Genomic DNA, 10,951 nt, shown 5'->3' with positions numbered 1-10,951 from the left:
ATCCAAGGCCGGATATCCCTCGCTACTGGAGTACTATGCTAAAGTAAAACACATAAATTAAGGAACCGCCCAGTACGGAACCGTATGCTGGGTGGTGTGGAAGGTCGGAACGGGAAGTAATCCCGTTCCTCCTATCCGATTTCGGAAACAATAGGCAACAACATTAAAATGATTTATAAAATAGTCCTGTTCTTTAATCTAATATCATTGGCTTTGGCCATTTACATATTGATATCGTATTTAATAAGCAGAAATAAGGATAAGGACATGCAAAATCAGGATGATGCTATATAAACACTATCCATGTATTATCCATTTCTGCCAAGTTGTACCGTGGTCTTTTTTCCTTGTGACCGTATAATTGGGAATAATGAAAGGCTGCTTCGGCAGCCTTTCTTGTATAAAAATTACACAGGCTGTTTACCGAATTACACACTTTTACACAGTGCTTCAAAACAGCTTAAAATTATAACCAACTAATAAACAACAATGTACGTGTATTTGATGTGTGATTTTAGAATTGGCACTATGTTTTCACATAGTTAGTCAAGTTTAACAATTAAAATCATATACCATGAAAAATTTAGCTTTAGCAACAGTACTATCATTTGTAGGAATCACAGCATTTGCCAATGTGGAAACCCCAGAATTGGAAAATAATAGCGCAATGGAAATCGTACAGGGGGATTTTGAAGAGATCAGCGTTTCCGACCTTCCATCGGCAGTAACAAGTGCTGTGGAATCAGATTACCCTACGGCTACGATCAGTAAGGCGTACAAAAATGACCAAGATCAGTACAAATTGGACCTTACCCTTGAAGATGGTACAACAGGAACTGTGTATGCCGATGCCGAGGGGAATTGGATTGACATGTAATTAGTTTTATCACCCCACAATAGTTAGTTTGGTTGGAAAAGGGCTGCTTCGGCAGTCCTTTTTTTTGTGATAATTTTATCAAAATGGAAAAGTCCCAAAAAGAGCCAGGGCCGTATATTAAATAACTGAGATATGCCCAAAATCTTGATAATCGAGGACGATACTGCTTTTTGTCAAATGCTTCAAAAGTTTTTGACCAAGAACGGTTTTGCCGTATCAGTAAGTTATTCCATTAAGGAGGCAGAGGAATATCTAGCGTCATCTACCTTCGACATAATCCTATCCGATGTTAGATTGCCGAAAGGAAACGGGGTTACTTTGCTTCCCCAGGTAAAACGCGAGTCACCAAAGACCCAAGTTATTTTAATGACAGGATATGCCGAGGTGAAGACTGCGGTAAATGCCATTAAAAAGGGTGCTTTCGATTATATATCAAAACCTTTTACACCAGAAGAAATACTTTCCGTAATTAAAGATGCCCTGCGCTCCAAAGTGACGGATTTCAAAGTTTCTCGCGAAAGCTCAAAATCGACTGAAGCGAAGAAGGGCTCGATCAATTTTTTAAAAGGTCAAGGAGAGAAATCCAAGAAACTCCAACAGTATGTGGAGCTGGTCGCTCCTACAAACATGTCCGTTTTACTAACGGGCGAAAGTGGTACGGGAAAAGAAGTCACCGCCAAGGCCATTCACCGGGCAAGCAAGAGAAATAATCAACCGTTTGTAGCGGTAGACTGTGGTGCCATACCAAAAGAAATTGCCACCAGCGAATTTTTTGGCCATGTAAAGGGCAGTTTTACGGGCGCCATAGATGATAAACAAGGCCATTTTGAAGCGGCCAACGGAGGAACCCTTTTTTTGGATGAGGTAGGGAATCTATCCTACGAACATCAAATTCAGCTACTTAGGGCCATTCAAGAGCGTAAAATAAAACGAGTGGGCAGTACCAAAGAAACCCAGTTGGATATCCGCATTATTGCTGCCACAAACGAAAATCTTTCCGAAGCTGTGGAAGAAGGTGGTTTTAGGGAGGATTTGTACCACAGACTCAACGAGTTTTCCATTGAAGTGCCATCCTTGAGGGATAGGCGAGAGGATATTCTTCTATTTGCAGATTATTTTCTGGCCGAAGCCAATTCCGAATTGGATAAGAATATTTTAGCGTTTTCCGATCAAACCAAGCGAATCCTTCAGGAGTATGATTGGCCGGGAAATTTGAGGGAAATGAAAAATGTGATCAAAAGGGCCGTTCTTTTTTCTGAAACGGAAACCATGTTCCCAAATGCTTTGGCAGAAGGAGTCGTAAAAGGAGCAAGTAAATATGAAGAGGTCAATTTTTCTAAATCCGATTATGAGAAGGAGCGGATTCTGACCGCCTTAAAGCAGACCAACTTTAACAAAAGCAAAGCGGCAAAGCTACTGCAGATCACTCGCAAGACGCTTTACAACAAAATCAATCAATATCAATTGAATGTATAGCTAAATAATTTTGGATTTCAGTTTCCAAATTGGACAGCACTTTTTTTAGTTCCGAAAGAATTTTGAACGTTTTTTCACCTTTTGTATCATCGGAAATATTTTCCAAAAGTTCCAATAAGTGGATGGCATCTTGTATTTCCAACTGTCTGAACATGGGCAACATTTTGTGGGATGTAGCCCTAATATCCGTATAATCTTTATCGCCAACGGCGGAAAGCAAAAACGCTAGATTCTTTTTCGTATTCTCCAAAAACACTTGTAAAACTTCCTGAATGGCATTTGGATCATCCAAAAAGGGTGAAATATTTTTAAGAGTGAACATGGAAGACTCCGAAGCAGGAATTGCATTGGACAAGGCCACCTTTTCTGTCGATTTTAAAACGCGCAGGAGGGAATTGGCCGTAAATGGTTTTTGCAGCACATCCGAAAAACCAGGCTCTAAGTAGTCTGCTTTATTGCCGATTTGTTGTCCGGTCATGGCAATTACGGGATTTTTATATCCAATGCTTTTAATTGTTTTTAGCACGGAAAAACCATTTGTAGTGGGCATTTGAATATCTGTCAGCACAGCATCGAACTGGTGGATTTTTGATAGCTCAAAATCATCAAAATTCAAAATAGTTTTTGTTTTGATATCGTTGATTTTACAAACCTCGGAGATAAGGCCAAGCATGTTTTCATCATCATCAATAACCAAAATGGAAAGCTCTTTGGGTTTGGAAATAAACGCTTTGGAATCATTTTCAACCACTTCGATTTTAGAAAACTCAACAGGAATCCGAACAGTAAAAGTACTCCCTTTGCCTACTTTGCTCTTCAAACTCAATGTACCTCCCAGTAATTCTGTCAGTTTTCTGGAAATGGTAAGCCCCAGCCCATACCCGATCTGGGCTTTCTGGGAAGGAGCTTCTGCTTGTGTAAACTCTTGGAAAATGGCTTCCTGCTTTTCGACAGCGATTCCTATACCCGTGTCCTCAACATCAATCCTCACCCATGTAGCTTTGTTCTTTTCTTCCACTACCGCAGCAACCCTGACATGGCCAGAATCTGTAAACTTAAAGGCGTTACCAATGAGGTTGGTAAGTATTTGCCGTATTCTAAAAGGATCGTTTATGATAGGCTTTTTTAAGTCGTCGGCTATTTTCAATTGGAGCAATACTCTTTTTTTTGATTGTATTTCTTCAAAATCAACCGCAGTTTCTTCTATTAATTGGAATAGGGCAAAAGGCACCTTGTCCAACTGGATTTTTCCCGCCTCCAGTTTGGAATAGTCCAAAAGGTCGTTTACCAAATTATCTACATAGCCAGAAGAAGACTTGATTTTCTTAAGGTAGTTCAGTTGTTTCGTGCTCAATCCACTTTGCTCGATCAAGTCGGAATAGCCCCTGATGGTATTCAGCGGTGTTCTTAGGTCGTGGCTAACGGTCGAGATTAATTGTTCCCTGCTTTTTAAAAGTGATTCGGAATATTTTTTGGCCTTTTCGAGCCGTTCTCGGTATTGCTGTGCTTTCCAGTAATCCTTGGAAATCATGAGCGTAAACAATATTACTGTTATTAGCCCTAGAATAACAGCTCCGACTGCCAAGCGAGAGCTTTTTTTCAATGCCTGCTCTTGCTTAAGACTGTCCAGACGGGTATTCAGTGCCATTTCCTGCTCAAAGTCGGATAAAATGCCCCGCATTTTTTGTGAAAGCTCTAGGTCGGTCCTATAAATTTGAAGTTCTTTTTGCAATACGGTTCGTTCGGCCGTAACTGTTTCGGTCTTGGCTTTGTTTAAAATAGCTTTGGATACTTCTAAAATGGAGTCGATATTTTTGGCTGTCGCATTACCATCGGAATTTGGAATATTCTTGTTGAGTATGGCGACGTACTCTTTGATGTATTCTTGGGTTCTAGTAGGCAATTTGTCAAAATTCGGAGCAAAGGTCTCCGGGGTAATTCTGCCCATGTCCACTTCCATCTCATGGAAAGCCTTTAAAACTGAGTCCAAAGAAGTTTTATTTTCGTTCCTAACCTTTAGTTTTCGTAGTTCGGCATTATTAAAAACCTTTTGCTTTAATAATTCCTGAACACTGTCCAACCTAAGATTTAGACTGCCACTGTTGGTTTGCGCCAATGGTTTAAGGGAGTCGATGAACTGGGTAATGGAGTCCACCTTTTGCGCATAGTATTTTAAATCCTGCGGTTTTTTGGTCTGTAAGGCCAACTTGGATAAGTTTTCGGCATCATAGAGTTGTGTGAGCAACCTGTTGGTCTTCAGTAGTTTTTCGTTGCTCTCTCCTTGATTTTTTGCAGAAGCATAGCTTTTGAACTCATTATAGATAAAGAATGCAGCCAAGGTTGCCAAAACTCCAAGCACTGCATAACTCAGTATAATTTTAAGGGTAAACCTTTTTTTGGATTTAGGGTGCATACCATTATATACGCAGGCACTTGGGGGTCATGGTTGTTATCAAAAGTTAAATTTCCAAGATGTTTTTTATGAAAATCAATATTCGCATCATACATTTGTGGCATCTCAAAGGGGTGCTTTTTACCAAAAGGCTGAGATTATACCCAATGAACCTGGGCGGGTAATGCTGCCAAGGGAATGCGCAAGTCGCATCTTGGAATTTCTATGTTTCTTTTAGAAACAACAATCAATTATCAACAAAGAATAATGACCCCTTTTATTCGTAACATTTTTACGAATGAAACTCTATTCAATTATTCAAAAAAGAGCCGTTTTTGGCTCAATGCGACCGACAAAAAACAATCAAGGGAACCGCATTAAAACATTATGTGCAACAGTGGCCCTAGGTGGGCTGGCGTTTACCATGAGCGCCCAAGAAGAACCGATTGACAGTCTTGAAGGAGAAAAAGTGGTGCTCGACGAAGTTTTGGTACAATCGGTAAGGATAACCAAGGATTTTCCCATTACTTTTTCCGATTTGGATAAGGTGGAACTAGCTCCGCGGAACTTAGGTCAAGATATTCCGATTCTAATGAATTTTATGCCCGCGGTTGTCACCACCTCCGACGCCGGAGCTGGCGTGGGATACACGAGCATGCGCGTTCGTGGTAGCGATGCAACACGGGTAAATGTTACCATTAATGGTATTCCGTACAATGATGCGGAATCGCACGGAACCTTTTGGGTAAACATGCCCGATTTTGCCTCCTCCACCCAAAGTTTGCAGTTGCAGCGAGGTGTGGGAACTTCCACCAATGGGGCCGGGGCATTTGGTGCTAGTTTGAACATGCTCACGGATGCTTTTTCTGAGGAATCGTATGCCACAATATCATCATCCGTAGGAAGTTTTAATACGCTTCGGAACAATGTAAAGTTCAGTACGGGATTGATGAACGATTATTTTGAATTTTCTGGGCGATTGTCCAGGGTCACATCCGATGGTTATGTGGACCGAGCGGCTTCGGAATTGGATGGCTATTTCCTGCAAGGTGCCTACAAGGATGACAATACCCTGATCAAAGCTTTGCTTTTTGGAGGGCATGAGGTTACTTATCAAGCTTGGAATGGAATAACAGCAGAACAGTTGGAAGACAATCGCACTTACAATTCCGCAGGGGAGTACACCGATGATGGCGGTAACACTCAATACTACGAGAACGAAGTGGACAATTACAAGCAAGACCATTTTCAACTACATTGGTACGAAACCTGGAATTCTGCTTGGAACACCCATTTGGCCGTACACTACACACGCGGAAGAGGTTTTTTTGAACAATTTAGGGAAGACGACGATTTTGCCACCTATGGTTTGGAGCCCATTACGGTAAACGGCGATTTAGTGGAAACCACGGATTTGATTCGTCGTAGATGGTTGGACAATGATTTTTACGGAACCATTTTTTCAGCCACTTACAATAACGAGAATCTCGAACTGATTATGGGAGGTGGTTACAACGAATACAAAGGCGACCATTTTGGTGAAATTATTTGGGCCGAGTATGCCAGTGGCAGCGAAATAAGGGACAGGTATTACGATGATAATTCCACCAAAACCGATTTCAACGTTTATACCAAGGCGAACTACAAATTAACGGACCAATGGTCCTTGTTCGGAGATGTGCAATACCGTGGGGTAACCTACGAAGCAAATGGTGAAGATACGGGCTTGGTGGATGATTCCTTCAGCTTTTTCAATCCAAAGGCAGGTGTTACCTTCGATTTAAACCGTAACAACAACTTCTATTTTTCTTATGCGCGAGCCAACAGGGAGCCCAACCGTAATGATTATGAAAGCGGCAGCCCAAAACCAGAAAAATTAAACGATTTTGAGCTGGGATGGCGTTACATTTCGCCAAGTTTCCAACTGAATACCAATGTGTACTACATGCGGTACAAAGATCAATTGGTATTGACCGGCGAGTTGAACGATGTAGGGGCACCGTTGAGGTCCAATGTGGGTGATAGTTACCGTTTGGGTCTGGAGATCGATGCGAGCATCAGGCTGTCCAATGCGTTTCAGTGGAGACCAAATATTGCTTTGAGTGATAACCGAAATATCGATTTCTTCTTTGAGCGTGATGGAGAACTTCAAAATTTGGGGAATACTAACATAGCCTACTCGCCACAATTAATTGCGGGCAATATTATTTCCTATCAACCCAATGCAAATTTTCAGGTTTCGTTGTTGTCAAAATTTGTGGGGAAGCAATATATGGGTAACATCGACTCGGAGACCTCTGTTTTGGATGGTTATACCCAAACGGATTTCAATGTTCAGTATACCATCAACATAAACTCTTTTGTGGAAAGTATTGGGATTTCCGGTCTGGTGAACAATATTTTTGATGCTGACATTGTCTCCAACGGCTATTTTTACACCTTTGATGATGATTACTCCAACCCTGGAACCATCACAACCATTGAGGGTGCTGGATACTATCCACAAGCAGGAATCAACTTCCTTGTAGGAGCGACAGTTAATTTTTGATGATATTTATGGAAAGGGGGTTCTGTGGCAATCGCAGGACCCTAAATGTATTTTAGTTGGAAATCACTACCACATTACCACTTTGGATGGCGCTATAAAATAAAAGGTCGTGATAACGGTTTCCATCATCGGGCCTGTCCAATTGCTGTCCCGTAAACAAATTATACGTAAATCCTTCACAGCTACAAACTGCATTTTGGCCATCAATGGTCATTGTGGAGCACTCGTTCGGCGCATGGTTAGGACAACTGGCTTCCCAGGCCATAAAACTAGACCCTGTATTGATAACAAAAGCACCTCGTGTGCCCACTCCATTGTTGCCCACATAAACTGGATTTCCGATGTTTTGTAGATTATTGTACAACGGAAGGTTCATATTCAATTCAAACCGAAACCGTACTTCTTGCAAGTAGGGATTACGGTTGGTGGAATCCGAGCTGCAGGATAAAATCAGTGCCAAAAGCATAATGGCCCAGAAGTGCTTCATAATCAATGTTTGAAAACGTTTCTTGGGCAAAGTTGATGAAAATTTGCCTATATTTGCGTTAAATCCTCGCAAAAATACCATGCAGGTCATGGGTATAGTTGAGGATTTTTTGTATTTGTAAAGAAGAGAACATTGGGAAAATTTTTCTATTTTCTTCAGTGCCTCTTTGCATTAAAAATTAACAACATGAGCAAGGTTTCATATTATACGCCTGAAGGATTGAAGAAATTGAGGGAAGAACTGAACCACTTAAAAGATGTGGAACGTCCCAAAGCATCCCAGGCTATCGCTGAGGCAAGGGACAAAGGAGATCTTTCCGAAAACGCAGAATACGATGCGGCCAAGGAAGCCCAGGGACTTTTGGAGATGAAAATTTCCAAAATGGAAGAGACTTTGGCCAATGCCCGTTTAATTGATGAATCCCAATTGGACACTTCCAAAATATTGGTACTTTCCACTGTTAAGCTTAAAAACCAAGCCAATGGCATGGAAATGAAATATACTTTGGTGGCAGAAAGCGAGGCTGATCTTAAAACGGGTAAAATTTCCGTTACATCACCCATTGGAAAAGGATTGTTGGGTAAAAAAGTAGGTGATGTGGCAGAGATCAAGGTACCGAACGGAACCCTGAATTTTGAAGTTTTAGAGATCACACGAGCGTAACAGCAACTAAATTGGTTATATTTAATCCCGTTGAAAGACGGGATTTTTTATTTTAAAACCGAATCAAAATGGCCAGTATCTTCACAAAAATCATCAATGGGGAAATACCCAGTTATAAAATTGCGGAGGATGATGATAACTTTGCTTTTTTGGATATCAACCCAAACTCGAAAGGACATACCTTATGTGTTCCCAAGAAAGAAGTGGACAAGATCATGGACCTTGATGAGGAATCTTACATGAAACTCATGGCGTTTTCACGAAAAGTGGGGCTTGCCGTTGAAAAGGCCGTGCCTTGCAAACGTGTGGGAATGTCGGTTATTGGCCTGGAGGTGCCCCATGTGCACGTTCATCTCATTCCACTTCAAAATATGGCGAGTGCCACTTTTCAACATAAGGAAAGCCTTACCACAGAAGAGTTTGAGGCCGTGGCCGAAGCGATCAGGTCAAATATTTAGCCTTCCAAATAAAAATATACACCTGCTGCTACCAAGCATAGCATCAATACCAAAATAATAAAGAACAACATGGTAAACCGTACCGCGGGTCTATCTGGCTTTACCAGTTTGTTGTAGTAGTCAAAAACCCGCTCAATATCCTGAGTCCAGTTTACAGGGTAAATAACCGAATTACACTTTTTACACTTGATTTCATGTGTTACAACGCCCGTAGTTCTGTGGTACAGTGCGTTAAAGGTGTGTTTTTGGTAAAATGTAATCTTAAGTTCCTGATTAAAACATTCGGGGCAATTGTTGGTGATATCAGCTTCTTGTATTACAAGTTGTTTTTCCTTGGCCATAACTTATTTTTCTATTGCTCGTAGGGAAATTTGCATGATAGTTCCTTCTTTACTAGACGAAAATACTTTAATTTTTCCTTTATGGTACTCTTCAACAATTCTTTTTACCAACGAAAGCCCTAATCCCCAGCCTCTTTGCTTTGAAGTAACCCCTGGGTTAAATATGTTCTGGAAGTCGCTTTTGGGTATGCCGTGGCCTGTGTCCGACACCAAAATATGTATATTTTGTCCTTTTTTTTCAATTTGGATGGCTATGTTTCCTTTGCCCTTCATGGCATCGATACCATTTTTTACAAGATTCTCTATGCTCCAGTTGTACAAGGGTGGATTCATAAGCACATAGGCCTCATCGGCATTGGAACTAAAGGAAAAATGTACCAATTTGGAACTACGCTGTTTCAAGTATTCGTAGGCCATTTTGGTTTCGGCCACAATATCATGCTCACGCAATTCGGGAATCGACCCAATTTTGGAAAAGCGCTCTGTTATGGTTTGTAAACGATCGATGTCCTTCGCAATTTCTTTGGTTACTTCGGGATTGATGTCTTCCGATTTCAAGAGTTCGTTCCAACCCAAGAGGGAGGTAAGCGGTGTTCCAATTTGATGTGCTGTCTCCTTGGCCATTCCCGCCCAAAGTTTGTTTTGTTCCGAAGCCCGGTTTGTTCTAAAGAAAAAGAAGATGACCGCACCGAACAAGAAAATGATCAACAGAAGGGCCAATGGGTAGTACTTTAATTTGTTCAAAACCTCAGAATTGCCGTAGTACAAGGTCTCCAATAATTCATCTTCTTGAATTATCTGTATCGGTTCGTTCTCATTTATGAACTGTGCAATCTTTTTTCGAATGTATACACTATCGCTTACCTTGTCCTCGGGAATATTATGTGTTTTGTAAGAACCCTCCTCGTTTACCAAGATCATGGGGGTGGAGGTGTTGTTTCCCAATACTTTAAGGGTAAGGTTTCCCAACTCTTGATCTACGGAGGATTGGATGAGTTCCAATTGGGCCGTAGCCCAGATTTCCATTTTTAGGCGTTCCTCTTCCTTGAATTTTTTAAAAAAACTATTGGTGTTCCATAAAATAAGACTCACAATAACGAATGCCGCAATCAGCATTGTAATGTTGGAAGTTTTCCTTTTAGGACTAAAGTTCATTGGTGGTCAAATTCTGTTTAAAGATAGGTAAATGGAAAACATGTTGATAGTTAGTTGAAATAACGGCTGCCCATGGAATTCATTTTATGTACTTTTGAATTTTCAACAAAAATTAACATTGCATGGAAGTTCAGGGAAGAATCAAAATGATAGATGAGACCAAGACATACGGCAACAACGGTTTCAGAAAAAGAGAGGTGGTCGTAACAACAGAGGAGCAATATCCACAACACATATTGGTGGAATTTGTTCAGGATAAGTGCGATTTGCTTAACAGCTACAGCGTTGGTCAAATGGTAAAAATCAGTATAAACCTAAGAGGAAGAGAATGGGTGAACCCACAAGGGGAAACCAAATATTTTAACTCTATTCAAGGGTGGAGAATTGAAAACCTGCAACAAGAACAAAATGCGGATAATATGCCTCCCGTTCCTCCAATGGAAGCTTTTGAACCAGCAGATGATTTGAACGAGGACGACCATGACGACCTTCCTTTTTAGAAGAAAAAGATATTTCACAATAAAAATCCGGACCTCTTGGTTCGGATTTTCTTG

At 40.9% G+C, this 10,951-nt stretch carries 10 protein-coding genes; 6 read left to right on the top strand and 4 right to left on the bottom strand.

Annotated elements, in window-relative coordinates; all coding sequences use genetic code 11:
• The first annotated feature begins 574 nt into the window (after positions 1 to 574).
• Complete coding sequence (locus AC13CC_RS11215) at positions 575 to 877, top strand: hypothetical protein (RefSeq protein WP_326277454.1); 303 nt, start codon at positions 575 to 577, stop codon at positions 875 to 877.
• A gap of 132 nt (positions 878 to 1,009) precedes the next feature.
• On the top strand, positions 1,010 to 2,353 hold the full coding sequence (locus tag AC13CC_RS11210) for a sigma-54-dependent transcriptional regulator (RefSeq protein ID WP_482875951.1): 1,344 nt from the start codon (positions 1,010 to 1,012) through the stop codon (positions 2,351 to 2,353).
• Here the strand turns inward: AC13CC_RS11210 and AC13CC_RS11205 are convergent.
• The gene (locus tag AC13CC_RS11205) at positions 2,328 to 4,766 is read right to left on the bottom strand and encodes a hybrid sensor histidine kinase/response regulator (RefSeq protein ID WP_482875950.1); all 2,439 of its coding nucleotides are present in this window, start codon (positions 4,764 to 4,766) and stop codon (positions 2,328 to 2,330) included. The two genes, AC13CC_RS11210 and AC13CC_RS11205, sit on opposite strands and share 26 nt — an antisense overlap.
• A 277-nt stretch (positions 4,767 to 5,043) precedes the next feature.
• Between AC13CC_RS11205 and AC13CC_RS11200 the strand changes: the two genes are divergently transcribed.
• On the top strand, positions 5,044 to 7,293 hold the full coding sequence (locus tag AC13CC_RS11200; protein ID WP_326277458.1) for a TonB-dependent receptor: 2,250 nt from the start codon (positions 5,044 to 5,046) through the stop codon (positions 7,291 to 7,293).
• 52 nt (positions 7,294 to 7,345) lie between these two features.
• Here AC13CC_RS11200 and AC13CC_RS11195 read toward each other — a convergent pair whose 3' ends face one another.
• A complete protein-coding gene (locus tag AC13CC_RS11195; protein ID WP_482875949.1) occupies positions 7,346 to 7,780 on the bottom strand; it encodes a Rieske (2Fe-2S) protein in 435 nt (144 codons plus the stop codon).
• A 186-nt stretch (positions 7,781 to 7,966) separates the two neighbouring features.
• On the opposite strand from AC13CC_RS11195, the gene greA reads away from it, so the two are divergent.
• Together greA and AC13CC_RS11185 are read left to right on the top strand one after the other, a co-directional pair.
• On the top strand, positions 7,967 to 8,443 hold the full coding sequence (greA, locus tag AC13CC_RS11190; RefSeq protein ID WP_326277461.1) for a transcription elongation factor GreA: 477 nt from the start codon (positions 7,967 to 7,969) through the stop codon (positions 8,441 to 8,443).
• Positions 8,444 to 8,511: 68 nt separating this feature from the next.
• Positions 8,512 to 8,901 (top strand): HIT family protein, encoded by a 390-nt coding sequence (locus AC13CC_RS11185; RefSeq protein WP_326277462.1) that lies wholly within the window; start codon positions 8,512 to 8,514, stop codon positions 8,899 to 8,901.
• On the opposite strand, the gene AC13CC_RS11180 is transcribed toward AC13CC_RS11185, so the two are convergent.
• Together AC13CC_RS11180 and AC13CC_RS11175 are read right to left on the bottom strand one after the other, a co-directional pair.
• On the bottom strand, positions 8,898 to 9,242 hold the full coding sequence (locus tag AC13CC_RS11180; RefSeq protein WP_326277463.1) for a hypothetical protein: 345 nt from the start codon (positions 9,240 to 9,242) through the stop codon (positions 8,898 to 8,900). The two genes, AC13CC_RS11185 and AC13CC_RS11180, sit on opposite strands and share 4 nt — an antisense overlap.
• A 3-nt stretch (positions 9,243 to 9,245) precedes the next feature.
• On the bottom strand, positions 9,246 to 10,397 hold the full coding sequence (locus AC13CC_RS11175) for a sensor histidine kinase (RefSeq protein WP_326277464.1): 1,152 nt from the start codon (positions 10,395 to 10,397) through the stop codon (positions 9,246 to 9,248).
• 122 nt (positions 10,398 to 10,519) lie between these two features.
• Here AC13CC_RS11175 and AC13CC_RS11170 point away from each other — a divergent pair, with 122 nt between their 5' ends.
• A complete protein-coding gene (locus tag AC13CC_RS11170) occupies positions 10,520 to 10,897 on the top strand; it encodes a DUF3127 domain-containing protein (RefSeq protein WP_293165721.1) in 378 nt (125 codons plus the stop codon).
• Positions 10,898 to 10,951: the final 54 nt, after the last annotated feature.

The organism is Flagellimonas sp. L-11 (genome assembly GCF_056857735.1).
This window is presented reverse-complemented; position numbering and strand designations above follow the sequence as displayed.

Bases quoted from the DNA above. Each gene is read 5' to 3' on its own strand.
- AC13CC_RS11170 (WP_293165721.1), top strand. From the start codon at position 10,520: ATGGAAGTTCAGGGAAGAATCAAAATGATAGATGAGACCAAGACATAC.
- AC13CC_RS11195 (WP_482875949.1), bottom strand. From the start codon at position 7,780: ATGAAGCACTTCTGGGCCATTATGCTTTTGGCACTGATTTTATCCTGC.
- AC13CC_RS11185 (WP_326277462.1), top strand. From the start codon at position 8,512: ATGGCCAGTATCTTCACAAAAATCATCAATGGGGAAATACCCAGTTAT.
- AC13CC_RS11175 (WP_326277464.1), bottom strand. From the start codon at position 10,397: ATGAACTTTAGTCCTAAAAGGAAAACTTCCAACATTACAATGCTGATT.
- AC13CC_RS11205 (WP_482875950.1), bottom strand. From the start codon at position 4,766: ATGCACCCTAAATCCAAAAAAAGGTTTACCCTTAAAATTATACTGAGT.
- AC13CC_RS11210 (WP_482875951.1), top strand. From the start codon at position 1,010: ATGCCCAAAATCTTGATAATCGAGGACGATACTGCTTTTTGTCAAATG.
- AC13CC_RS11180 (WP_326277463.1), bottom strand. From the start codon at position 9,242: ATGGCCAAGGAAAAACAACTTGTAATACAAGAAGCTGATATCACCAAC.
- greA (WP_326277461.1), top strand. From the start codon at position 7,967: ATGAGCAAGGTTTCATATTATACGCCTGAAGGATTGAAGAAATTGAGG.
- AC13CC_RS11200 (WP_326277458.1), top strand. From the start codon at position 5,044: ATGAAACTCTATTCAATTATTCAAAAAAGAGCCGTTTTTGGCTCAATG.
- AC13CC_RS11215 (WP_326277454.1), top strand. From the start codon at position 575: ATGAAAAATTTAGCTTTAGCAACAGTACTATCATTTGTAGGAATCACA.